The sequence below is a fragment of the uncultured Alteromonas sp. genome, from assembly GCF_963976965.1.
In the GTDB taxonomy this organism is placed as follows: domain Bacteria; phylum Pseudomonadota; class Gammaproteobacteria; order Enterobacterales; family Alteromonadaceae; genus Alteromonas; species Alteromonas naphthalenivorans.
Window position 1 is genome coordinate 71,466 of record NZ_CAXBMP010000018.1, and the last position, 24,551, is coordinate 96,016.

Below are 24,551 nucleotides of genomic sequence, written 5' to 3' on the forward strand. Positions count from 1 at the left end.
TCATTTGTCAAAAAATACGCAATTTCGACCATTCGCGAATCCAAAATTTTACGCGCAAGTAGCCACTCTGGTCACTAACCTGGAAAAATTCCAGTTTAAAACCTACCAGACATATAGTGCCCTTAATACCGTTCTGACAACGGTATTTCAGAAAAATTCACTTCAATTTCAGCGAGGTGAATTAGTCTGCTTGCTTACGCAAAAACGCTGGAATGTCTAGATACTCTAAATCATTACCAGGTTGCGCTTCATCTTCAGCTTTAAGTGCTTGGTTGCCTTCAGTACTGCCAACCGATGCTGAACGAGGTTCAGACGCTGTTGTGCTACCGTACTCTTTAGCTGGCGTAGTTAAACGCGAACCTTCTGAGCTTACTAGTGAAATGTCAGGCTTGCGCTCTGCGCCAATACCGGTTGCAACAACCGTTACGCGAAGCTCATCTGTCATTTCCATGTCAATAACGGTACCCACAACCACTGTCGCATTTTCAGAAGCAAATGCTTTAACAGCGTTACCAACAGTTTCAAACTCGTCGATAGCAAAATCTGGGCCGGCTGTGATATTCACAAGAATACCGCGCGCACCTGATAAATCGATATCTTCAAGTAGCGGACTTGCAATTGCTGATTCAGAGGCTTCTTCAGCACGATCTGGACCACTTGCTGAACCACTGCCCATCATGGCTTTACCCATCTCAGACATTACTGTACGTACGTCGGCGAAATCCACGTTGATCAATCCAGGGCGAGTAATTAGCTCTGCAATCCCCTGAACAGCACCACGTAATACGTCGTTCGCTGCGCTGAACGCTTGAAGTAAAGGCGTACCTGGCCCCATCACTTTTAACAATTTCTCGTTTGGAATAGTGATAAGTGAATCTACGTTGTTAGCCAGTTCAACAATGCCCTGCTCTGCAAACGTAGTACGCTTTTTGCCTTCAAATGGAAATGGCTTGGTAACAACAGCCACAGTAAGAATTCCCATTTCACGAGCAATTTTCGCTACTTCAGGTGCTGCACCCGTACCTGTACCACCACCCATACCAGCGGTGATGAAAACCATATCTGCGCCATCTAATGCCTGGCGAATGGTTTCTCTGTCTTCGTGTGCAGCATCGCGTCCAATGTTAGGATCGGCGCCTGCGCCTAAACCTTTAGTCACACTTGAACCAATTTGTAAGGTAACGTCAGCATTTGAGCTGCGTAGTACCTGCGCGTCGGTGTTTATCGCAATAAACTCTACGCCTTCAATGCTTTGAGACACCATGTGCTCAACTGCATTTCCGCCGCCGCCACCAACGCCGATGACTTTGATTACGGCTTCTTCGCCGTGACTATCCATTAATTCGAACATACTTACTCTCCGGTTGTACGTCTTCTATGCTTCGCTGCGACACATAGTCGATTATATGCATCCTGCCAATCGTGATGCCGTAGCTATAGCGACCCCAAAAAATTAAAATTCACCTTTAAACCAGCTTTGCACGCGATGAAATAAACTCTCACCAGGTTTCTGCTTACTGGACTTCTTATTATCTGCTTGCACTTTGCCGTATTGCAGAAGCCCTACGACGGTTGCAAATCCTGCATCATCAACGTATTCAGACAAGCCTTTAACGTTGATTGGATTGCCTACTCTCACAGGCATCTGGAAAATTTCCTCGGCAAATTCAACCGCACCTTCCATTTTGGCGGTACCGCCAGTTAGCACTAAGCCGGCGGCAATTTGCTCTTCCAGACCACTGGCACGAATTTCATCATGTACCAGTTCAAAAAGTTCTTGGTATCGAGGCTCAATCACTTCAGCTAGCGTATGTCGCGACATGACTCGCGCGGCACGCCCGCCGACACTGGGCACCTCAATACTTTCTTCCATACTGACCATGTCTTTCAGCGCGCAGGCATAATTAACTTTAATCTCTTCTGCGTTGCTAATTGGCGTACGGAAAATCTTAGCGATGTCGCTGGTAATCTGATTACCGGCAACAGGGATAACAGCGGTATGCCTAATGGCACCATCTGTGTAAATAACGATATCCATGGTGCCACCACCAATATCGACTACACACACGCCTAATTCACGTTCATCGTCCGTTAGCACAGCATAACTTGATGCCAATGCTGAAAATATCAATTGGTCGGCGTTTAGTTCGCAGCGCTCAACACACTTCACTAAATTTTTCGCCATATCGTCTGCACAGGTAATAATGTGTGCATCAGCTTCCATTCTTACGCCTGACATGCCAATTGGGTTCTTAATTCCTTCTTGCACATCAATAGTAAATTCTTGTGGTAAAACATGAAGTAACCTGCGTTCAGCTGCAATAGGAACACTACGTGCTGCGTGAATAACGTTATCTACATCTTCTTGGGTTACTTCTTGGTTGTTAATCGGCACCATACCGTTTTCGTTTTGGCATTTTACGTGACGGCCTGAAATAGACATAAACACTGAAGAAACACGACAATCTGCCATGAGCTCCATTTCATTTACCGCACGTTGCACCGACTTAACCACAAGGTTTAAGTCATTTACGCCGCCTTTATCCATGCCTTTCGCAGCATGCGTACCGACACCGACAATACTGATTTGATCGTCGTCTAACAGCTCGCCCACCACAGCCTTTACCTGGCTAGTGCCTATATCTAAGCCTACAATCAAATTACGTTCAGCAGGTTTTGACATGGTTTCCTTAACTCTCTTTGTTTGTTGTATCGCTGTTGCTGTTTTCCCAGCCAACCGCGACACCCGTATCGTAACGAAGATCGATATATTTTACCGTCTTCTCTTGCTGCGCAAGTAAGGGATATACATCGATAAAGCGTTGTAACCTATCGATAAATTCCTTGCGCCCTAAATTCAATTCAATACCATTTTCAAGCTGAACTTGCCATGCGAAGCGCTCGCTCAACGATAATTCTTCAATATTCATTGCAGTAGTGGCCAATAGCGCATGCATGGAGTTATATCCTTCAAGCGCGGTCTTCTCGCTACCACCTGGGCCGTACAACCTTGGTAAGGCTAAATCATGCCCATCGGCGTTAAACGTATCGCCGTAGGGGTTTAGCAACAAATCTTCGTTCCATTTGGCAACGGGTTGCTGCTCAACCAAATATATCTTTAACGTGTTTGGCCATTTTTTGCGTACCGACGCGCGATACACCCATGGCTGCGCTTCTACCAGTTCAAACACTTCATTCACATCTAGAGCAAAAAAACTGCCCGGTTGTGACTTTCTTATTAGGCGTTCTAGCCTAGTAATATTCACATGTTGGTAATCGCCTGAAAAATCGATTACCTGAACAGGCATTTGCTGTTCATCTTGCATATAGCCGTTGGCCTTAATAGCGCCAAACACTAATGCCGCGATAACAAACAATAAGAAGACTACACCGCCCCACAAAGACGCTCTGTCTTTAGATGGCTTATTGCTTACGGTGCTCGTCTTACTTGTCATTGCGCTTTATGCTCTGCTGTCAGGGTCAAAACTGGTGGCCAATATTGCTAAAACCAGTTCATCAAAACTTAACCCCGCCACTTTGGCCGCTTTAGGCACCAAGCTCTTTTCTGTCATTCCAGGCACCGTATTCGCTTCAAGCAAATAAAAATGCCCATCACCATCTTGCATCACGTCAATGCGACCCCAGCCAGAGCCAGAAATAGAATCGAATGCCTGCGTCGATAGCTGAGCAAGATGTGCTTCTTGCTCGTCAGACAAACCACTTGGACAAAAATACTCTGTGGTATCGTCTTGGTACTTGGCAGCGTAATCATAAAACGTATGTGGAGTAGACATGCGAATAGACGGCAATGCCTGCCCCTGAATTACTGAAACTGTAAACTCAGGGCCTTTAATGTATTGCTCTAACAGGACCTGGTTGTCATAGTTAAAGGCGTCCTGTATGGCATTTTCGAGTTGTTCAGCGCTTGTCACTCTCGCCATGCCAATGCTCGACCCTTCTCGGGCCGGTTTTACCATGACTTCATTCCCCAACTTTTCCATTATAGCGCTGCACTTACCAGCTTCAAAGCGCCTTTTATCAGCAATTTCATATTTAGCAGTAGGTAAGCCAAGGCTTTGCCATACTTGCTTGGTGTGAATTTTGTCCATCGCCAATGCAGAACCTAAAACCGGCGTTCCCGTGTAGGGAATTTTAAGCAGTTGTAGTGCCCCTTGCATTGAACCATCTTCACCACCTCGACCGTGTAACATGATAAGTACTCGGTCGACTTTTTCGCTGATTAAATCAGTAAGTGGTCGCTCTGCCGGATCGAAAGCTATGGCGTTTACATTTTCTCGTAAAAGCGCTGCAAGCACCGCGTTTCCTGAGTTTAGCGACACGTCACGTTCGGCAGAGTCGCCGCCAAACATGACCGCCACTTTTCCAAATTCGGCAGCATCATATTTTTTTACGTTGCTAAAAAGACTCATGCATCGCTCTCCTGATGCAGCACTTTTGGCTCCATCTCACGGCTGGCGAGCAACTTAGCAATTTGACCAATGTTTCCAGCGCCTTGGGTCATCACGATATCGCCCTCTACCAAAATATTGGCAAGAATGGCGGGAAGCGCTTCTTTACCGCCTACGTAAACGGGCTCAATTTGGCCACGTTGACGGATAGAACGACACAAAGATTTACTATCAGCACCTTCAATAGGTTGTTCACTGGCCGGATAAACGTCTAACAATAGCAATACATCTACCGTAGAAAGCACGTTAACAAAGTCTTCGTACAAATCACGAGTACGAGTAAACCGGTGTGGTTGATACACCATCACTAAACGATTCTCGGGCCAATTAGCCCTCGCTGCCGCTATCGTGGCTTTCACTTCTGTAGGGTGATGACCATAATCGTCAACCAAGGTAACATTGCCAACACTGGTTTTAAAATCGCCAAGCACTTCAAACCGACGTCCGATACCACCAAAGCTCGCCAATGCAGTCACTATGGCGTCATCATCAATACCTTCATCCGTTGCCACAGCAATGGCTGCCAACGCATTTAGCACATTGTGGTTACCGGTAAGGTTTAATGTCACCTTCAAAGGCTCACGCTCTGGCCGTATAACGGTGAAATTAGCTTGCCCGAATGACAAGGTAATATCCTGGGCACGTACATCGTTGTGCGCTTCAAAGCCATAAGTAATGATACTGCGGCCAATACGGGGGCTAACCTCTTGTATGTTGGCGTCGTCGCCACACACAATTGCCTGCCCGTAAAATGGCAAATTACTCAAAAACTCAACAAAAGTGTCTTTCACTTTCGAGAAGTCACCGCCATAGGTATCCATATGGTCAGCTTCAATATTCGTAACTACCGACACCATAGGCTGCAAGTGTAAGAACGATGCATCACTTTCATCGGCTTCAGCAATTAAATAACGGCTTCTGCCTAAACGTGCGTTAGTACCCGCACTATTTAACAAGCCACCAATCACAAACGTGGGGTCGTACTGCGCTTGTGCAAAAATGGTAGAGATCAAACTGGTTGTTGTGGTTTTACCATGGGTTCCTGCCACGGCTATACCATGACGAAAACGCATTAATTCCGCTAACATCTCCGCACGACGTATAATTGGAATACGCTGTTCTCTGGCGGTAATAATCTCTGGGTTAGCTTCGTTAATGGCACTAGAAACCACAATCACATCCATACCATCAACGTTTTCGGCTTTATGACCTATCTTTACATCCACGCCCAAATCATTAAGGCGCTGAGTCATAGGCCCTGAATTTATGTCAGAGCCAGCAATGTCGTAACCTTCATTAAGCAGTACTTCAGCAATACCGCCCATACCCGCACCGCCAATGCCGATAAAAAATATTTTCTTCACCCTGCGCATTTGCGGGCTCTCAAATGGGGTCTTAAAAACCATTATTCCCCTACTCCTACTACTGCCATGCAATGGCTTACTACTTGTTCAGTGGCGTGAGTACTGGCGTGCTGCCTTGCTACTTCACCCATTTTTAGGCAATCGCTAGGGTGTGTTACCCAGTGCCGAACCGCCTGCCTTAAATTGTCTTTTAATGCTGACTGCGCAATCATAATGGCTGCGCCATGCTTCACTAACGATTGCGCATTTTTTGTTTGATGATCGTCTACCGCGTGTGGCAGAGGTACAAACAATGCTGCCCTGCCCGCTGCCGCCACTTCCGCAACGGTGAGCGCGCCCGCTCTGCAAATCACAAAATCAGCCCACTCGTAGGCCGCTGCCATATCATCAATAAAGTCGCTGACTTCAACGGGATTAGCCGAACCTGCATAAAGCGCTTCTACCGACGCTTTATTGCCTTTCCCACATTGATGGCGAATAGACAAACCGTCCAGCGCCGCGCATGTGGCAGGCACAGTATCATTAAGTACTTTGGCACCCAAACTTCCGCCAACAACCAGAAGGTTAAGTTTACCCTTTACTGTTTCGTCTGAAACTGCTTCTTTAGGGTTAACTTGCCAAATTTCGTCTCGCACAGGGTTGCCAACGGTGTGCACTTTAAAAGCAACTTTAGCAAACTGCGGCTTTGCGTCGTCAAACCCGAGTAACACCCGCGTGGCAATATTAGCCAGTAACTTATTGGTCATGCCCGCGGCCGCATTTTGCTCGTGAATAACCACGGGAATGCCTAACGATTTGGCAGCAACACCACCAGGGCCACTGGCGTAACCACCAAACCCAATCACTAAATCTGGCTGCACCCGTTTAATAATACGGCGAGCCGAAAACAAACTTTTTATCAGAGCGATACCGCCCGATAATTTGGCTTTTAGCCCTTTACCTCGAATACCTTTCACTGGAATAAAGTGAATGGGAATACCATGCTTGGGCACAACGTCGGCTTCCATTCGCTCTGCGGTGCCAAGCCATTCTATTTCCCAACCCGCTGATTGCAGCGCGTGAGCCACGGCTAATCCAGGGAAAACATGCCCCCCAGTACCACCAGCCATAATTAAGCAACGCTTACTCACTCGACGCCTCCTTAGATACACGGGCTAAAATGGCTTTAATGCCGGCTTTGCCTTCGTCTTCAGGAGAAACTGTATTGGATGCTTTTTTTGACCCTGCGTCTTTTGTTTTAGCTACTGGCGCGTCTTCGCTACTCTCATGTGTATCAGGAGCGTTCACATCAGATGCTTTCAGATCAGGGGCTTGGTTGTAATCCGCCTCGGCATCAGCGAACGGTTCAGCATTGGTATGTTTCGTTCTTACTGGCGGCTTAGCCGCTGATTTAGCTGAAGGCTTTGCCTTTGCTTTGCTGGTTCTCTTATTGTCGCCACGTCCTAACGCTTGAACTCCGTCTACGCGAAGTTCAAAATCGATACGCAACAATAAAGCCACCGCCACCGACATAACAATAAGCGATGAACCACCGTAACTAACTAATGGCAGCGTTAACCCTTTAGTAGGCAGAATACCTGCACTTGCACCAATATTCACCGCGGTTTGGAAACTGAACCAAATTCCTACGCTGTAAGCTAAATACCCTTCGAATGGGCGTGATTTCAATAAGGCTTTGTTCCCTATTTGTAACGCACGCACCACCATCCATAATATTAAGCCAAGTACCGCAAGCACACCCACAAAGCCAAGCTCTTCAGCTAAAATGGCCATCACAAAATCGGTATGGGCTTCAGGTAAGAACTCTAACTTTTGTAGGCTATTACCTAAACCTTGGCCAAACCAATTACCTCGGCCATAAGCCATTAGCGATTGGGTAAGCTGATACCCCGCGCCGAATGGGTCGGCCCAAGGATCAAGAAACGAGGTTACCCGCTTCATGCGGTATTCTTCAAACACGATAAGGGCAACAACGGCCAACACGCCCGCAAACACCAACGCAAAGAACTGCCATAAGCGAGCACCCGCTAAAAATAACAGCCCAATGGTGGTGGCAAACATTACTACCACAGTACCCAAATCGGGTTGTAGCAGCAGTAACATGGCTAATGCGAAGAACACCACTAATGGCTTTATAAACCCTTTTAAATTTTCCGTTACTTCTTCATAACGGCGAACTAGGTAGCCGGCCAAGTAAGTGAAGAAGAAAAGCTTGGCAGGCTCAGCCGCTTGAATGGTAATGGGGCCTAGTGCCAACCAACGGGTACTTCCGTTTACGGTACGCCCAACAAGCAGCACTGCCACCAATAGCCCAATCGCCGCTAATAACAGATAAGGGTTTGCCGTGCGCCAAAACTGCATAGGAAGTTCTAGTACCACCATAGCAGCAATAATTGCCCCCACAATGTAAATACCGTGACGAATAGCAAAGTAAAAAGGATTATCGTGAATTCTCTCAGCAACAGGCATTGAAGCTGATGTCACTATGATAATACCAATCGTCATTAGGGCTAACGCAACAATGATTAAGCCAATATCGTAAGGGCTTTGAAGGTTTTGTTCGTCATGACGAGCCGCAAACAACGCACTTAATTTAGTGTCGGCTTGCGACGTATCTTTTGTTTTTAACGCGCGATTTGCTTGGGGAGCGTTTGCAGTCGTCATCATGATGGCAAACCTCCCGCTTCTTTCACTGCGCCAGCGTCACTTTCAAATTTTACCTTTTCGGTAATATGTGTAACTGCATCAGTAAATACTTGTGCACGGTGCATATAGTTTTTAAACATGTCGATACTGGCACACGCTGGGGATAGCAAGACGATATCGCCGTTACCAGCACGTAAGTTAGCAGCCAATACCGCCTTCTCCATTGAAGCCACTATTGTGGTGTCTCTAAAAACAGCGCTGAATTTTTCTGCGTCTTTGCCTAGCGCAATCACTTCACCAACACTTTCATCTAGCGCTGGTTTTAATGCACTTAAATCTGCACCTTTGCTATCACCACCGGCAATGAGGATAATTTTTCCATTGGTAGTAGGAGCTAGCCCTTGAATAGCAGCGATAGTGGCACCCACGTTGGTAGCCTTTGAATCATCTATCCACTTCACGCCATTAATGTTGGCAATTTGTACGCAGCGGTGCGGCGCTGAAGTGAAGCTAGCCACTGCACGTGCGGCTGTATTAAGCAGGGCTGGTTTATTCAATGAAGTACTAAACGCTTGGCATAATGCCAGCGACGCCATCACGTTAAGCACATTGTGCATGCCAGCCAATCGAATATCGGCGGTATTAAGCAGCGCTTCACCGTTGAAGGTTATAACGCCTTCGCGTAAACCAAAGCCGGTATCGCTAATATCAAGGCCATAGGTGATAGTGTTTTCACAATTTGAAGTTGGCGTAACCTGCTTGTCGCCGCGCCAAACTACTGCGGTATTACAATGACTAAAAATACGCTGTTTGGCAGCTATGTATTGCTGCATATCGCCGTGTCTATCTAAATGGTCATCGCTAACATTCAAAATCGATGCGGCGTTCAACTTCAAGCTAGAAGTCGTTTCAAGCTGAAAACTGGAAAGCTCTAAAACAATGACATCCAAAGAAGAAGACTGAGTTTCAAGCTCTGCCATGGATTCTGGAAGGGTTTCAAGTACTGGGCGCCCTACATTACCCGCCTCACACACCTCGTACCCACAAGCTTTCAGCATATGCGTTGTTAGCAGGGTAACCGTGGTTTTACCATTTGAACCAGTTATTCCTATGGTTGGCGTATTGTTAAGACGTGCAAACAATTCCACGTCGCCAATAACTTCAACACCACAGGCTTTTGCTTGTTTTACTTGTTCAATGTTAAGCGGTAAGCCTGGGCTTAGTACCAAGGTATCAACGCCTGCAAAGAAGTCACGAGGTAATGTCCCGGTGGTTACGCAGATATTTAATGGTGCTGACACGTTGAAAGTATCGCGGGTATCAAAGGCTTTTACCTTCGCCCCTTGCTGTTTTAGAAAACGCACGCAAGCCTGACCTGTTACTCCAAGGCCGCCTACCACATAAGAATGTGCACGTACGTTATATGTCATTATCTAAGTTTCAACGTTGCCAGCCCAACAAGGACTAAAATGATAGAAATGATCCAGAAGCGCACAATAACTCGCGGCTCCGGCCAACCTTTTAATTCGTAATGATGGTGAATAGGTGCCATTCTAAAAATACGTTGCCCACGCAACTTAAATGAACCCACTTGCAAAATGACCGATAAGGTTTCTACTACAAACACACCACCCATAATAATCAGTACAATTTCTTGGCGAACTAATACGGCTAGTACGCCCAATGTGCCACCTAATGCCAATGAACCTACATCGCCCATGAAGACTTGTGCTGGATAGGTGTTAAACCATAAAAATCCTAGCCCAGCACCAACAATGGCCGTACACACAATAACCAATTCACTGGTAAGGGGAATATGCGGAATATTAAGGTAATCGGCGAAATTCGCGTTCCCGGTTACATAAGCAAAAATAGCGAAAGCACCTGCCACTAAAATAGTCGGTACAATGGCTAAACCATCAAGGCCGTCGGTTAGGTTTACTGCGTTACTTGTGCCCACAATGGCAAAGTAAGTAATAATGATAAAAAAGGCGCCTAGTTGCGGAAACACTTCTTTAAAGAAAGGGATAAGCAATGAGGTTTCAGCACTTAATGTGGCACTGCTATATAGGAAGAAAGCTACCCCAATGGCTACCACCGATTGCCAGAAATACTTCCAGCGCGCAATCAAGCCTTTTGAGTCTTTACGGATCACTTTGCGATAGTCATCCACAAAACCGATAATGCCGTACGACACCACCACGGCTAAGGTCACTAAGACGTAGCGGTTACTTAAATCTGCCCACAATAAGACACTCACTACTATAGCCGCTAAAATCAGTAAGCCACCCATAGTAGGTGTACCCGATTTAGATAAATGGCTTTGCGGGCCATCATCACGTACAGTTTGCCCTATCTGCATGGCTTGCAAATAACGAATCATTTTAGGGCCAATTAAAATAGCAATCAGCAACGCCGTTAGCGTACTTAAAATCGCTCTAAGAGTAAGGTATGAAAATACGTTAAACCCAGTATCAAATTGTGTCAGCCAGTCAGCTAGCCAAATTAACATGCAATACGCTCCCGACGGCGTTCAAACTTTCCCAGCGAAGAGGCCTCTATCGCCTCTACCACGCGTTCCATACGAGAACTGCGTGAGCCTTTTACTAAAATTGAAATATCTTGTTGTTCTACTTGTAGGTCTTGCTCTAGCGCTTTCATCAAACTGTCTATATCAGTGAAATGGCCGCTATTTTTTTCAGTCCCATTTTTTCCTGAAATTTCTTCAAACACTGCACTGGCAGACTGGCTTAACACACCAAATGAATACAGGTAATCAATACCTTTACTAAGTGCGTAATTACCGACTTGCTCGTGATAGAAACGCGCTTTTTCGCCGAGCTCTTTCATGTCGCCCAATATCAAAACATTAATGCCAGAGAAAGTACTTAGTGTATCGATAGCCGCATTCACAGAAGCAACGTTGGCGTTGTAAGTGTCATCAAGCAAACGTACTTGGCTACCCAATGTCTTAACATTCAAGCGCCCTTTTACTTGCTTCATCGCAAGCAAACCGTCACGTACGTTCTCAAGGGTGGCACCCAATTGCATGGTAAGGGCCGCAGCAACTAGTGCATTCCCCACATTATGGATACCAGGAATAGTTAATTGAATAGCAGCTTCACCTTCGTTGCTACACAACTGAAATGCTGCGCAACCATCAAGACCTACAATGATATCTTCTGCTGTGAAGTCGGCTTCGTTGTTCTTTTGCATTGGCGAGAAAGTTAATACCCGCTTTTGCTTGAGCTTACCTTGCCAGAAATCGGCAAATTGGCTGTCTACATTAACAATGGCAGTGCCGTTATCGCCTAAGCCTTTAAAGATTTCGCTTTTTGCACGCGCGACACCTAACAAACTCCCGAACCCTTCAAGGTGAGAAGCGGCAGCATTTACGATAGTGGCAACATCTGGCTTAACCAGATCAGTGGTGTATGCAATTTCACCTAGATGGTTTGCACCTAATTCCATCACCGCGTATTCGTGGTGTTGTTCTAGGCGAAGTAAGGTAAGCGGAACCCCAATATCGTTGTTAAAATTGCCATTGGTAGCAAGAACAGAGCCGCGGCGCTCTAATATGGCCGCACACATTTCTTTCACGGTAGTCTTACCGCTACTTCCTGTGATAGCGATAGTTTTAGGTGCCACTTCACGTTTTACGGCAGCCCCTAAAAGGCCTAAAGCCAGTTTAGTGTCTTCAACATACACCACAGGAATGGAAACATTCACAGGTTCGCTGGCAATAATTGCACTTGCGCCCGCTTTTTCAGCACTTTCTGCAAAAGCATGGCCGTCGAAATTATCGCCTTTTAATGCAAGGTATACAGAGCCCGAATCTAAGGTTCGTGTGTCTGTACTTACTGCATTGACTTCACAATCTTGTCCGTCAAGTTTGCCGTCTATTTGGCTGGCTATCCACGACAGTGTTGTAGTTATCATTTTTTGTACTCCTGTTGTAGTCGAGCCACAACTGTACGTTCGTTATAGTCTGTCTGTTGGGTACCAATAATTTGGTAATCTTCATGGCCTTTACCGGCCACTACAATAATGTCGTTCTCATCTGCACTGTTTAGGCAATAGCGAATAGCGCTTTCTCTGTCTGCCTCTTCTACTGCGTCATTGGGGCGTTGCAAGCCCGCCTTAATATCGCTAGCTATACTTTCTGGCGACTCGCTACGACTGTTGTCAGTGGTAATGACAATCACATCAGCATGCTGTTCAGCCGCCGCGCCCATTAAGGGGCGCTTGCCTTTATCGCGATCGCCGCCACACCCAAACACGCACCACACTTTGCCGGCAGTATGTGTTTTAGCGCTTTTCAGCACTTGTTCTAACGCGTCTGGCGTGTGCGCATAATCAACAATTACGCTGGCACTGCCCTCCACAGGGAACACTTCCATTCTTCCCGGTACGGGTTGCAAACCATTCACTACCCGCACTACATTTTCAAAGCGTTCGCCCTGCGCCAGTAAACATGAAATAGCGCTTAGCGTATTGCTCACGTTAAACGAGCCAAACAATGCCAATTCAATAGGTGCTGTGCCCCATGAAGAAACAAGGTCGAATCGAATTCCTGAAGAATGGTATGAAACATTTGTGGCGAAACAATGGCGATCTTGTGGTTGTTTGTGCGTGGCTAAAACATCATCAATGGGTTCAAATCCTGTCCATACTCGTGTCACTCTCGGCTTTTTATCTTCGCTTTTCTTTAAGCCTTCATGATTAGCTGCGTTCGTGTCTAAATATTTAGCCCAATTCTGGCTTTCACTGTCGTTTACATTCAACACAACAGCTTCAAGGCCAGGTTGATCTAACAACAAACGTTTTGCCTTCGCGTACTCTTCCATGGTGCCGTGATAATCAAGATGGTCTCGCGTTAAATTAGTGAATACTGCAATATCTGTTTTCACTTGGCTTAACCGACCTTGCACTAATGCATGAGAACTAGCTTCAAACGCCGTATGTCGCACTTCGCATTGCACAAACTCTGCCAACACGTACTGCAAACGAATAGCATCAGGGGTGGTATTAGCCGCGGCGGTCGTAACCCATTGGGTATTTTCACCTTCATATACGCTACTGCCAAGAGTGCCAACGCTTGCACTGCGCGTACCTAGCGCATCTTTTAACTGGGTAAGCAATTGAACTGTCGAGGTTTTTCCGTTAGTTCCCGTTACCGCCACTGTCATCATTTTCAAAGCGGGGTAATCGTAAAATGCAGCCGCCAATGCCGATAGCATGCTAGGTAATTGATATAGCGAAATAATTACCGAATGGTCGCGCATTTCCATTTGGCCATGGGCTTGACTGTCGTCAGTTTGCGCCAGAATGACACGCGCGCCTAAACTAATTGCCTGTGGTATGAAATCTCTTCCGTCACGCTCATGACCTTTAACCGCTACAAATGCTGTTTTTGTGTTCACATCACGGCTATCTAAAGTTAGGCCTTCAATACGAATATCTGGCGCGTCTATGCCAAACTTTGCTAACAGCGCACGCGTACTTTGAATAAAGGAATTAACTACCACTGTTGCCTCCTTTCAGCCATGCGCCTGACGTCACGTGCTTGTCATCGGGAGTTACATTTAACATGTGTAAAGCACCGCCCATGATTGACGAAAACACAGGTGCTGCAGTGTCACCGGCGTGATACAAATCACCACCAGGCTCGTTAATAAGCACAATAGTGACAAGTCTTGGGTCGGAAACAGGGGCAATACCAGCAAAGATATTCACATACTCTTCGCCATAACCACCTGCCACAGCCTTACGACTGGTACCTGTTTTTCCTGCCACACGGTAACCTGGAACGGCCGCTTTTTTCGCTGTACCGCCTCGCTGGGTTACGCTTTCCATCATTTGGACTATGGCTTTTGCATTCTCTTCACTGATAACCCGTTCAGGCTGACCTTGCCATCCGGTTTGCTGTGGCGACTTAATAATATTCAGTGGCTGCTTGATACCGCCATTCGCCAATGTGGCGTATAACCGCCCAAGTTGCGCAGTGGTTACCGATATCCCATAGCCAAATGACAAGGTGGCAAGTTCGAATTCAGACCAACGGCTTCGGTCGTAGAAGATACCACTGCTTTCACCGGCCATATTTAGGCCAGTATCTGACATCAACCCAATGTTGTAATAGGTGTCGAGTAGAAATTGCTTAGGCACAGACAGCGCTAATTTCGAAGTACCCATATTGCTTGAATGCTGAATAATTTCTTCAAGGGTAAGCTCGCCATAGTTACGCGAGTCTTTAACTAAGCTTCCGCCTAGGCGCATCCAACCAGGGTTGGTATCTACGACATCCTCCGCTCCTACTTCACCAAATTCCATAGCAGTTAGTACCGCTAACGGCTTTAACGCAGAGCCTGGCTCGAATGCATCCGTAATGACGCGGTTACGCATGCGGTGGGGTGAAATATTACTGCGATCGTTAGGGTTAAAAGACGGCGCATTTACCATGGCCAGTACATCGCCCGTTTTTACATCAATCACCACTGCCGAGGCAGAACTGGATTGATAGTAAATCATGGCTTCTTTAATTTCTTTGTACGCTAACGCTTGAATACGTTGGTCGATAGTCAGTTGCAGATTACCCGCATCCTCACCCGTGGTGGTTTCTAAAATCTCTACCTGACGACCTTTGGCATCTCGACGAATTTTGCGGGAACCTGGCGTACCAGTAAGCCACTCATCGTACATACGCTCTAGGCCTTCAACACCTGTATCATCAACATCGGTAACACCGATTAATTGAGCCGACACTTCACCGGTAGGATAATAACGACGACTTTCGCGGCGTAAGTAAATACCTGGAATATCAAGTTTATCAACATACTCGGCCATGGCAGGAGACACTTGACGCTGCAAGTACACAAAACGGCGTTTAGGATTGCTCACTTTTTCTTGTAAGCTATCTACCGACTGGCCTAGTACGTCGGCCAGTGCTTGCCAACGACGTGGCTCAGCAAGGCCATCGTTCTCATGAATAATTTTAGGATCGGCATAAATGGCTCGAACCGGCACGCTAACGGCTAGCTCAACCCCATTTCTGTCTGTGACCAGTCCGCGATAGGTAGGCATGTTGCGCGTACGCAAGGTACGGCTATCGCCTTGTTGGATAAGTTCATCAGGCTCAATAACTTGAATAAACGCCGCGCGGGCAGCCAGTGCCGCAAAAACCGAGATAACCACGATAAGCACAACCACAAAGCGCCAGTGCACCAAGCTTGGTGTGACGTTTTGTTTTGCTCCGCTCGCTTTGCGGCTACGTTTAACGGTAGACGTGGTCATTTAAGCCTCACTACCACTTCGTCATCGGCTGTAGGACGGTACATATCAAGTTGCTTTTCAACCAAGGTTTCAATGCGGTTATGTTCGGTAAGCGCACGTTGTTCTAGCACTAAGTTGCGCCATTCAACATCGAGCTCATCTTTCTGTTGCATCAGGTCTTCAAGGGCAATAACTTGCTGACGATTTTGGTGGCTACCAAGAATAACCGCCATGCCACTAAGCAGAACCGCTAAATACAACAAAACCCGCAACTTGTTGCGGGTTAAATCTGACACAATAATCAGCAGTAAACTGAAGTTTGTATTTGCCCTATCAGGCTTACCTAACGTCATAGCTTTTCGGCCACCCTTAACACGGAACTGCGTGAGCGAACGTTGTTCGCAATCTCCAATTCAGAGGGTTTTATGGCACGGCTTAACGCTTTTAATACTTTATCGGCATCTATTTCAGCTTGGGTTATGGGCAAATTATGCGGTACTGATTTGCCTTTGCTTTGGTCTTTTATAAAGCGTTTTACGAGTCGGTCTTCCAAAGAATGAAACGAAATAACCGCCAAGCGTCCTTCTTTTGCTAACACTTGAGTCGCTGCTTTTAGGCCTATTCGCAACTGCTCTAGCTCAGCATTAATGTAAATTCGGATACCTTGGAATGCACGTGTAGCTGGGTGTTTAAACTTATCTTTTACTGGTACGGCTTCATCAATAAGTGCGGCTAACTGAGCAGTACGGGTAATAGGCGTGGTTTCGCGAGTATTTACAATGGCGTGCGCGATGCGTTTACCAAACTTCTCTTCACCAAACTCTTTAATTACTTGGGTAATGTCTTGTTCTTCAGCGCGGGCTAGCCAATCGGCTGCACTTTCACCGCGTGAGGTGTCCATACGCATATCTAGCGGGCCGTCGCGAAGGAAACTAAAGCCACGTTCGGCATCATCAAGTTGAGGAGACGAAACACCCAAGTCCATTAATACGCCGTCAATCTTTCCGGTTAAACCCAAGGCTTCAATTTCTTCGGCCATGTCGCCAAAAGGAGAATGAATAATACGGAAGCGGCTGTCATCGGCAAAACGCTTAGCCGCCTCTATAGCCTGTGGGTCGCGATCAAACGCAATTAAGCTACCATCGCTACCCAACGCATCAAGAATATGCGCAGAATGGCCTCCACGACCGAATGTGGCATCAATGTAGATACCGTTAGGTTTGATAGCTAGGGCTTCTATACACTCGTCGAGTAACACAGAAACATGCTTGAATTCGTTAGATTGGCTCATAAGGAAAAGTCCTGTAAACGTTCGGTGAGTTCAAATTCGCCTTTGCGTTCGGTATCCATATCAAGCTCAACTTGTTCAGCCCATACTTCGGCATCCCAAATTTCAAACTTATTCAACTGACCAACTAACATGACTTCTTTTGATAGGTGAGCATGAAGGCGTAGCGGAGTAGGAAGCAGAATTCGTCCGCTTTTATCCATTTCACCTTCAGTAGCATGGCCGAGTAATAAACGCTGCATGCGTCTTTCCGCTGGAATCATGCTTGAGAACTTAATGAGTTTAAGCTCAATTTCTTCCCATTCGGGAAGTGGGTAAAGCAGCAAACAACTTTGCTGTGTATCGACCGTACAGACCAGCTGTCCATTACAATCATCCAGCAGCGACTGCCGATACTTTGTTGGTATCGCTAGTCTGCCTTTTGTATCCAGATTGATTGCGTTAGCGCCGCGGAACATTCCCCTAGCCTTCTATATTTTGCTCTTGGTTTTCTTGTTTTTTTGAGTACTGATCTGCAAAACAATGATGGTTCGATCCACTATTCGCCACATTTACCCACTGATTGACAGTTTAGGTATCATTGATCCCCACTGTCAAGCTAAAAAGCACAGTGAAGGCCACGTATTTACTGGCTTTGAACTGTGTGCATATACAGTGTTTTGGCGAAGTAGTTGATAACCCCTAAGAAAAGAGGGGCAAAATAAAAAGGGGTTGGGGAAAGTAAATATGATAAATACGAAAAAACCGATACTCGTTTCCCAGTATCGGTTTTATTATCTAGCTTAGCGCTTCAATCACCCTAGTGGGTGATAATACCTATGCGCTTGGCGCTTCAGCTTGTGCTTCTTCAGGTTTAACCACTGACAATTGCATGCTGCGAATTGGGTTGTCTGTACCATTTGAAAGCTCAACCAAACGGTTCAATTGGCCTGCTGACATCATTACCGCGTACATAGCGCCTAAGAAACCAGACTTGTGAAGCTCAGTCACTTTCTCTTCTGGCAACTCAAGTACTTTCTTTTCGTTAATGCTTAGCATGCCAGTAACGTTACGTTGTTGGCCGCTTTGGTAAGTAAGACGAATTTGAATTGGGTCTAGCAGGTCTAGGTCAACAACTTGTTGAACAAAACGCTGAGTCATCATTTCGCTGTTAGCAAGGTCAGCTAAAAACTGCTGACGGTTTTGCAAGAATTCCGTTGGCTCACCAGCGTCAGTAAATAAGGCTTCACCTTCTTCACCGATTAGGTCGCTGTTTTCATCAATGTATACACCTAGCTTCTCGCCATCAGGGCGAACATCGAAAGGGTAACGAAGGATGTTCATTGGAACGTGAGGGCCCTGCCATTTGTCGCCAGTAAGAAACAGGTTTTTGTTCTGTTCCATGCCAAGCATTGCAACAACATGGTGACGTTTAGCATTAGCATCTTCAATAAATACTAGCGGCATAGTGGCAGCCAATTGAGCAAACTCACGAATAGTGGCTGCAGCAAGGTGCGTATCTTTCGCAAACTTAAAGGTATTGCTAACCGCGACTTTTACGTCTTTGTGTTTTTCTTTATCTAGCGGTACAAAATTAATAGCCATTTTACTTTCTCATACTTGTTTACTGTGGCCCCTGTAAAATAACTGAGAAGTGAGGGGTGCCACGAAAAATTATGTAGGCCGCGCGGATGAACTCACTCTCATCCTATTCGGCGACGCGCTCGGGAGTATCCCGCATTCGCGTTATGAAGTCACGCGTCAACACAATAACAAGTTTTAAATTTTTATTGCAATGTAAAATTAAAGTGAATGGTAGTAACCGCTCTAAAAACGCACAATTTTACTATTTTTAGGGTCATTGAGAATAAAAAAGCCCGAAATGAAAGGAAATCAGAAGAAATAAAAGAATAAGGCGTTCGGGCCATTGTAGGCATGAAGGTTTTCTTTTAGTCTTTTGTCTTACAACAACGATAAGGAAAAACAAAAATGAAGGGCTTCTTCCCGCTAAAATCTTGTGCACTCGCAATTTCCACTCTACTTTGCGCATCAGCCATTGCTGATAATACCCCCACTTACACAGCAGGTGAAAAAGCGATAAAAATAGCCCAAGAAACGATTATTGTTGATGGCCATATTGATGTGCCTTATCGGGTTAAAAATGCATGGGTAGATGTCACCAAAGCCACAGAAGGCGGAGACTTTGATTACCCTCGCGCGGTCAAAGGCGGCTTAAATGCTCCTTTCATGTCAATTTATGTACCGGCGAGTTTAGATAATTCACCAGAATCAACACAACTTGCTCATTTGCTTATTGATTCTGTAGAAGCCATAGTGGCGCGAGCCCCTGATAAATTTGCCATTGCCAAAAGCCCGTCAGACGTAAAAGCCCAGTTCGAAAAAGGCATTATTTCATTACCCATGGGAATGGAAAATGGCTCCCCACTTCAAGGCGATTTAGCTAATCTAGAAGCGTTTCACGAACGTGGCATTCGTTACATTACATTAGCCCACAGCCAGTCGAACCATATTTCAGATTCGTCATACGATTTGCGCCGTCAGTGGAACGGGTTAAGTCCGTTTGGTAAAACACTGGTTACTGAGATGAACAACATCGGCATCATGCTTGATATTTCTCATGTATCTGACGATGCCTTTTATCAAGTTATTGAGCTAACAAAAGTGCCCGTAATTGCGTCTCACTCATCGCTTCGCCGATTTACACCTGGCTTCGAGCGTAATATGAATGACGAAATGGTTAAAGCGCTTGGCGATAATGGCGGCGTTATCATGATTAACTTTGGCTCAAGCTTTGTCACGAAAGAAGCGGGTAAGTGGCGTACAGGGTTAACCCAAGCGCGCAAAGCATTAATTGTCGCTGAAGGTGAAGATAGCCCGAAACTGGAAGACTTCGAAGCTAACTACCGCAAAGAAGTCCCTTACCCTTACTCAACACTTGATGAAGTACTTGATCACATCGACCATGTGGTAGAGCTGGTTGGTATTGAGCACGTAGGAATTGGTTCTGATTATGACGGCGTAGGTGACTCGTTACCCATCGGCTTAAAAGATGTGGCTAGCTTTCCTAATTTAGTTCAGGGGTTACTGGACAGAGAATACAGCCGAGCAGATATTGAAAAAATCTTGAGCGGAAATTTACTGCGTGTATGGGCCCAAGTGGAAGAATACGCCAGCAAGCATTAATCGTTGAAATAAAACAGCCGAATAAATACTAAAAAGGCAGTTAGGTTATCCTAACTGCCTTTTTGTTTCTAAGGTGTTTATGTAGCGTGTTTTCTTACGAACGTCGCTTCAACTGCCACGTCTTAACAAGGTAAAACACAGTAGGTAGCACAAACAGGGTTAGTACCAGCGCACTTAGCATCCCTCCCACCATAGGGGCAGCAATTCGCCGCATAATTTCAGCACCGGTTCCCGTTGCATACAGCACAGGTAATAAGCCGATAATAATAGAGAGCGCCGTCATCATTACCGGCCTTACACGCCGGGTGGCACCTTCAATGATGGCGTCTTTAAGTGCTTGTTTTATTTGCTCAGCAGATGATTGAGCATGCGTAGTAGAGCAAGCTTTTCCGGCAAACGCTTCAACCGCTTGATGCAGGTACACCAGCATAATAACGCCTATTTCAACCGCGACTCCCGCCAAGGCAATAAACCCAACGGCAACGGCTACAGAGAAGTTAAACTCGAGTGCATACAATAGCCAGTAGCTGCCAATTAGTGCCAATGGCAAGGTAACCATAATAAGTGCTACATCGGCAACTCGCCTGAAGCTTAAATACAGCAGCAACACGATAACGGCTATGGTAAATGGCACCATTATATTAAGCCGTGCTTCCGCCCTTTCTAAGTATTCAAACTGCCCCGCCCAGGTTAAAGAATAGCCTGGAGGCAATGAAACCGTATTAGCAACATGTTCTTTTGCACTTTGTACGTAACTGCCTAAATCGCCGCTTTCAATATCGATAAATACCCAACCGTTTAATCGAGCATTTTCGCTTTTTATTGCCGCGGGCCCCACCTCAATAGCAATATCGGCTACCTCGCCCAAGGTAATATTGACACCGTTTGCTAACACTATGGGAAGTTGTCTTAGCGCTTCTGGAGAATCTCTGTATTGTTGTGGGTAACGCATACTAATAGGAAAACGCTGCCTTCCCTCTACGGTTTCACCCAATGTACGCCCACCTATAGCAGTGTTGATAACCTCTTGGATATCAGCGATATTGAGCCCGTATCGCGCCGCCCTGTCACGACTAATATCAATAGTGATATATCGCCCACCTGCAACTTTCTCGGCAAATACCGATGCGGTATTCTTAAAGTCTTGTAGCGCTTGTTCTATTTGTACACCCACCTGCTGAATGCCCGCTAATTCTGGCCCCGCTATTTTGATACCTACCGGCGTTTTAATACCAGTAGCGAGCATGTCGATACGCGTTTTAATTGGCATCACCCACGCATTGGATACCCCTGGAAATTCCACCGTACTGTTTAATATTTCCTTCAATTTTGATGTTGTCATACCTGCACGCCACTGGGATTTTGGCTTTAATTGCACAAAGGTTTCTATCATAGTTAAAGGCGCAGGATCGGTAGCGGTATCCGCTCTACCCACTTTACCGAATACATTTTGCACCTCGGGTATTGTGGCAATCAGCTTATCGGTTTGTTGTAGCAACTCTCTGGCTTTGCCCACCGAAATTCCAGGGTAAGTCGTAGGCATATAGAGTAAGTCCCCCTCATCCAAAGATGGCATGAATTCACTACCGATATGCTGCATTGGCCATACTACAGAAACTAACGCAATAAGGGCTGCGAACACTATTTTTCGAGGGTGGTTCAGCGCAGCCGTTAACGCCTTAACATACCCTGTCGAAATAGCCCTATTTAACAGGTTGCGATGCTCTGCTTTTACCTTGCCTGTCACGAAATAGCCGGCTAACACTGGCACCAAGGTAATGGCTAACGCCGCAGCGGCAGCCATGGCATAGGATTTCGTAAAAGCGAGAGGGGCAAACATTCGCCCTTCTTGTGCTTCTAAGGTAAAAACAGGGATAAAAGACACGGTAATTATCAACAGTGAAAAGAACAGGGCTGGCCCCACTTCGTTGGCCGACTTCACCACTAGCGCCCAACGCGCTTCACCTTTTACTTGCTCTCCTTGCGCTGTCGCCCGTTCAATATGCTTATGCAGGTTTTCCACCAACACAATAGCGCCATCCACCATGGCCCCCATAGCAATGGCAATACCACCTAAAGACATAATATTTGCGTTAAGGCCTTGAAACTTCATTACGATAAAGGCCATTAATATGCCAATTGGTAATGTGATTATGGCAACCAGCGACGACCGCACATGAAAAAGAAACACTAAGCAGACGGCACCCACCACAAGTAACTCTTCAACAAGCTTGCTCCATAGGTTATCGACGGCATTATCGATAAGGGTGGAACGGTCGTATACCGGTACAATATTTACGCCACTAGGTAAACTGGCCTTCAACGTTTCAATACGCGCCTTCACGTTATCAATAGTCGCCTTAGCATTTTCGCCAAAGCGCATCACCACTATGCCACCTACCACTTCGCCATTTCCGTTTAGCTCAGCGATGCCTCTTCGCATAAGTGGCGCCTCTACTACACTCGCGACATGGCCTATCGTTATCGCCACGCCATTGTGAACAACGCCTAAAGGAATATTAGCAATATCTTCAGTACCCGTAAGATAGGCAGAAGATGTCACCATATACTCGGCTTCAGCCATTTCTATCACTGACGCCCCCGCTGCAATGTTGCCTCGGGCGAGTGCCGTTTCAATATGACGTAAAGGCACGTTATACGCTTGCAACTTTTGCGGATGAAGTTGCAGTAAATACTGTTTAACCATGCCGCCTACAGAGGCGACTTCCGACACTCCTTGCACGCTTTGCAATTCATATTTTAAGAACCAGTCTTGCAAAGCCCTAAGCTCACCAGCATCGTAGTTGTGTAACTCATCAACAAGGGCATACATGTAAACCCAACCTACCCCAGTAGCATCAGGCCCCAGTTTGGGTACCACGCCATCAGGCAAGGTTATTTGGCTAAGGTATTCCAGCACTCTGCTTCGTGCCCAATACATATCGGTACTGTCGTCAAAAATAACGTACACATAAGAGTCACCAAAAAATGAAAATCCTCGAACTGTTTTTGCACCCGGCACAGACATTAAGGCAGTGGTGAGCGGATAGGTTACTTGATCTTCCACCACTTGAGGCGATTGCCCTGCATAGCTGGTTTTAACAATCACCTGCACATCTGATAAATCAGGTATGGCATCAATAGGTGTATGCTTTACTGCTATTACCCCGCCAATAGAAATACACAACGTTGCCAGTAAAACTAATATGCGATTCGCCACAGACCAACGTATGATGGCTTCAATCATGGTGCATGCCCTCGTGGTGCTTGGCCTCGTGATTCACTCCCTGATGTTGTAATCCATGATGAGATTTCTCTGGCAGGTTTGACTCTTTTTGGGGTGAATCGTGTTGTGTTGGATCATGTTTTGTTGGATCGTGTTGCATTGGGTCATGCTCAGGCGTATCAGACATTGGCTTGTTGTGTTTTACCATTTCATGATCGCCATGAGACTGCATACGTTTGAAATCTGATGTTTTAGACGACTCTGAATCAATCAGAAACTGCGCCGACAGCACTATTTTGTCACCTTCATTTACGCCTTGAGTTATTTCAATGAAGTCCCCTGCTTTACGCCCAACGTTGACGGCTATAGATTTAAAGCTTTCTTCGACATTCATAACGACTCGGTTTTGGGCGAGATTTTGATTTTGGCCCTGCGACTGGATTTGAATAACGCTTTGATAAGGCACATACAGCACAGGCTTTTCGGTTTGCTTGGTAAAAATCACATTGGCGAACATATTCGGTTTAATGTCACCGCTGTCGTTCTTTAAAGTAACCCGTACTTTGAGCGTACGTGTTTCAACATCAAGTGCTGGGTAGATAAAATCAACTTTACCTGAAAAGGTTTTATTTGGCAGATAGTCAAACGTAACCGATACCTGCTGATCAAGTGCCACTTTAGGGACATCTTGTTCAAATACGCGCGCTTCAACCCATACACTGTCTAAACGAGCAATACTAAGCACCGTGGTGCCAGGTTGAACATAGAATCCTTCGCGAACTCCTAAATGTTCTACCACGCCGGCTTGGGGGGCAAAGAAGGTAATAGTTTGTGAAACCTCGCGGCTTTTTTCGAGTTGCGCAATAAACCCATCCGATAAGTGCAGCGCTTTTAAACGTTGTTTAGCACCTGCGGCTAAGCGTGTGTCTCCTCGCTTTAGCGCAATAACAAATTCCTCTTGCGCAGTCACCAGAGCAGGTGAATAAAGGGTATACAGTTTTTGCCCTTGGCTAACGGCCTCACCTTCCGTTTTAATAAACAGCTTATCAATGACGTGGTCAACCAAAATCACACAACCCAGTTAAGCCGCTTTTTGTAAGTTA

19 protein-coding genes are annotated in these 24,551 nt (G+C 46.0%); 1 reads left to right on the forward strand and 18 read right to left on the reverse strand.

Annotated elements, in window-relative coordinates:
• Positions 1-181: 181 nt before the first annotated feature.
• The 16 genes from ftsZ to AAC006_RS14210 form a co-directional block, all read right to left on the reverse strand.
• A complete protein-coding gene (gene ftsZ, locus AAC006_RS14135) occupies positions 182-1,351 on the reverse strand; it encodes a cell division protein FtsZ (RefSeq protein WP_013782942.1) in 1,170 nt (389 codons plus the stop codon).
• 102 nt (positions 1,352-1,453) lie between these two features.
• Positions 1,454-2,683, reverse strand: a complete 1,230-nt coding sequence (gene ftsA / locus AAC006_RS14140; protein ID WP_013782941.1) for a cell division protein FtsA — start codon at positions 2,681-2,683, stop codon at positions 1,454-1,456.
• A 7-nt stretch (positions 2,684-2,690) separates the two neighbouring features.
• Positions 2,691-3,455: a cell division protein FtsQ/DivIB gene (locus tag AAC006_RS14145; protein ID WP_013782940.1), complete on the reverse strand. Its 765-nt coding sequence runs from the start codon at positions 3,453-3,455 to the stop codon at positions 2,691-2,693.
• Positions 3,456-3,461: 6 nt separating this feature from the next.
• Positions 3,462-4,430: a D-alanine--D-alanine ligase gene (locus AAC006_RS14150; RefSeq protein ID WP_013782939.1), complete on the reverse strand. Its 969-nt coding sequence runs from the start codon at positions 4,428-4,430 to the stop codon at positions 3,462-3,464.
• Positions 4,427-5,875 carry a UDP-N-acetylmuramate--L-alanine ligase gene (murC, locus tag AAC006_RS14155; protein ID WP_288388515.1) on the reverse strand — a complete coding sequence of 483 codons (1,449 nt, stop codon included), beginning with the start codon at positions 5,873-5,875 and terminating at the stop codon, positions 4,427-4,429. The genes AAC006_RS14150 and murC overlap by 4 nt, the downstream gene beginning before the upstream one ends.
• Entirely contained in the window at positions 5,875-6,963 is a 1,089-nt protein-coding gene (gene murG / locus AAC006_RS14160) for an undecaprenyldiphospho-muramoylpentapeptide beta-N-acetylglucosaminyltransferase (protein WP_288388516.1), read from the reverse strand. Before murG ends, murC begins: the two co-directional genes overlap by 1 nt.
• Positions 6,956-8,497: a cell division protein FtsW gene (ftsW, locus tag AAC006_RS14165; RefSeq protein ID WP_288388548.1), complete on the reverse strand. Its 1,542-nt coding sequence runs from the start codon at positions 8,495-8,497 to the stop codon at positions 6,956-6,958. Before ftsW ends, murG begins: the two co-directional genes overlap by 8 nt.
• Positions 8,497-9,909, reverse strand: coding sequence for a UDP-N-acetylmuramoyl-L-alanine--D-glutamate ligase (murD, locus tag AAC006_RS14170; RefSeq protein ID WP_288388517.1), 1,413 nt, complete (start codon positions 9,907-9,909; stop codon positions 8,497-8,499). Before murD ends, ftsW begins: the two co-directional genes overlap by 1 nt.
• Positions 9,909-10,991, reverse strand: a complete 1,083-nt coding sequence (gene mraY, locus AAC006_RS14175; protein WP_338454866.1) for a phospho-N-acetylmuramoyl-pentapeptide-transferase — start codon at positions 10,989-10,991, stop codon at positions 9,909-9,911. Before mraY ends, murD begins: the two co-directional genes overlap by 1 nt.
• Positions 10,985-12,418 carry a UDP-N-acetylmuramoyl-tripeptide--D-alanyl-D-alanine ligase gene (gene murF / locus AAC006_RS14180; protein ID WP_338454864.1) on the reverse strand — a complete coding sequence of 478 codons (1,434 nt, stop codon included), beginning with the start codon at positions 12,416-12,418 and terminating at the stop codon, positions 10,985-10,987. Before murF ends, mraY begins: the two co-directional genes overlap by 7 nt.
• Positions 12,415-14,007: a UDP-N-acetylmuramoyl-L-alanyl-D-glutamate--2,6-diaminopimelate ligase gene (locus AAC006_RS14185; RefSeq protein ID WP_338454862.1), complete on the reverse strand. Its 1,593-nt coding sequence runs from the start codon at positions 14,005-14,007 to the stop codon at positions 12,415-12,417. Before AAC006_RS14185 ends, murF begins: the two co-directional genes overlap by 4 nt.
• The gene (locus AAC006_RS14190; RefSeq protein ID WP_013782931.1) at positions 13,997-15,772 is read right to left on the reverse strand and encodes a peptidoglycan glycosyltransferase FtsI; all 1,776 of its coding nucleotides are present in this window, start codon (positions 15,770-15,772) and stop codon (positions 13,997-13,999) included. Before AAC006_RS14190 ends, AAC006_RS14185 begins: the two co-directional genes overlap by 11 nt.
• On the reverse strand, positions 15,769-16,104 hold the full coding sequence (ftsL, locus tag AAC006_RS14195) for a cell division protein FtsL (protein ID WP_013782930.1): 336 nt from the start codon (positions 16,102-16,104) through the stop codon (positions 15,769-15,771). Before ftsL ends, AAC006_RS14190 begins: the two co-directional genes overlap by 4 nt.
• Positions 16,101-17,042, reverse strand: coding sequence for a 16S rRNA (cytosine(1402)-N(4))-methyltransferase RsmH (rsmH, locus tag AAC006_RS14200; protein WP_062088014.1), 942 nt, complete (start codon positions 17,040-17,042; stop codon positions 16,101-16,103). Before rsmH ends, ftsL begins: the two co-directional genes overlap by 4 nt.
• On the reverse strand, positions 17,039-17,497 hold the full coding sequence (mraZ, locus tag AAC006_RS14205) for a division/cell wall cluster transcriptional repressor MraZ (protein ID WP_057789935.1): 459 nt from the start codon (positions 17,495-17,497) through the stop codon (positions 17,039-17,041). The genes rsmH and mraZ overlap by 4 nt, the downstream gene beginning before the upstream one ends.
• 358 nt (positions 17,498-17,855) lie before the next feature.
• Positions 17,856-18,623, reverse strand: coding sequence for a SapC family protein (locus AAC006_RS14210; protein ID WP_129739879.1), 768 nt, complete (start codon positions 18,621-18,623; stop codon positions 17,856-17,858).
• A 384-nt stretch (positions 18,624-19,007) separates the two neighbouring features.
• Between AAC006_RS14210 and AAC006_RS14215 the strand changes: the two genes are divergently transcribed.
• On the forward strand, positions 19,008-20,222 hold the full coding sequence (locus AAC006_RS14215) for a dipeptidase (RefSeq protein WP_339891714.1): 1,215 nt from the start codon (positions 19,008-19,010) through the stop codon (positions 20,220-20,222).
• Between the two features lie 94 nt (positions 20,223-20,316).
• Here the strand turns inward: AAC006_RS14215 and AAC006_RS14220 are convergent, their stop codons facing one another.
• Positions 20,317-23,469: a CusA/CzcA family heavy metal efflux RND transporter gene (locus AAC006_RS14220; RefSeq protein ID WP_339891716.1), complete on the reverse strand. Its 3,153-nt coding sequence runs from the start codon at positions 23,467-23,469 to the stop codon at positions 20,317-20,319.
• Positions 23,462-24,514, reverse strand: coding sequence for an efflux RND transporter periplasmic adaptor subunit (locus AAC006_RS14225; RefSeq protein WP_339891718.1), 1,053 nt, complete (start codon positions 24,512-24,514; stop codon positions 23,462-23,464). The genes AAC006_RS14220 and AAC006_RS14225 overlap by 8 nt, the downstream gene beginning before the upstream one ends.
• Positions 24,515-24,551 lie beyond the last annotated feature (37 nt).

Excerpts from the sequence above, each read along its gene's own strand:
- ftsZ (WP_013782942.1), bottom strand. The coding sequence starts at position 1,351 with ATGTTCGAATTAATGGATAGTCACGGCGAAGAAGCCGTAATCAAAGTC.
- ftsA (WP_013782941.1), bottom strand. The coding sequence starts at position 2,683 with ATGTCAAAACCTGCTGAACGTAATTTGATTGTAGGCTTAGATATAGGC.
- AAC006_RS14215 (WP_339891714.1), top strand. The coding sequence starts at position 19,008 with ATGAAGGGCTTCTTCCCGCTAAAATCTTGTGCACTCGCAATTTCCACT.
- AAC006_RS14190 (WP_013782931.1), bottom strand. The coding sequence starts at position 15,772 with ATGACCACGTCTACCGTTAAACGTAGCCGCAAAGCGAGCGGAGCAAAA.
- rsmH (WP_062088014.1), bottom strand. The coding sequence starts at position 17,042 with ATGAGCCAATCTAACGAATTCAAGCATGTTTCTGTGTTACTCGACGAG.
- AAC006_RS14145 (WP_013782940.1), bottom strand. The coding sequence starts at position 3,455 with ATGACAAGTAAGACGAGCACCGTAAGCAATAAGCCATCTAAAGACAGA.
- ftsL (WP_013782930.1), bottom strand. The coding sequence starts at position 16,104 with ATGACGTTAGGTAAGCCTGATAGGGCAAATACAAACTTCAGTTTACTG.
- murF (WP_338454864.1), bottom strand. The coding sequence starts at position 12,418 with ATGATAACTACAACACTGTCGTGGATAGCCAGCCAAATAGACGGCAAA.
- murC (WP_288388515.1), bottom strand. The coding sequence starts at position 5,875 with ATGGTTTTTAAGACCCCATTTGAGAGCCCGCAAATGCGCAGGGTGAAG.
- AAC006_RS14150 (WP_013782939.1), bottom strand. The coding sequence starts at position 4,430 with ATGAGTCTTTTTAGCAACGTAAAAAAATATGATGCTGCCGAATTTGGA.
- ftsW (WP_288388548.1), bottom strand. The coding sequence starts at position 8,497 with ATGACGACTGCAAACGCTCCCCAAGCAAATCGCGCGTTAAAAACAAAA.
- AAC006_RS14210 (WP_129739879.1), bottom strand. The coding sequence starts at position 18,623 with ATGGCTATTAATTTTGTACCGCTAGATAAAGAAAAACACAAAGACGTA.
- AAC006_RS14220 (WP_339891716.1), bottom strand. The coding sequence starts at position 23,469 with ATGATTGAAGCCATCATACGTTGGTCTGTGGCGAATCGCATATTAGTT.
- murD (WP_288388517.1), bottom strand. The coding sequence starts at position 9,909 with ATGACATATAACGTACGTGCACATTCTTATGTGGTAGGCGGCCTTGGA.
- mraY (WP_338454866.1), bottom strand. The coding sequence starts at position 10,991 with ATGTTAATTTGGCTAGCTGACTGGCTGACACAATTTGATACTGGGTTT.
- mraZ (WP_057789935.1), bottom strand. The coding sequence starts at position 17,497 with ATGTTCCGCGGCGCTAACGCAATCAATCTGGATACAAAAGGCAGACTA.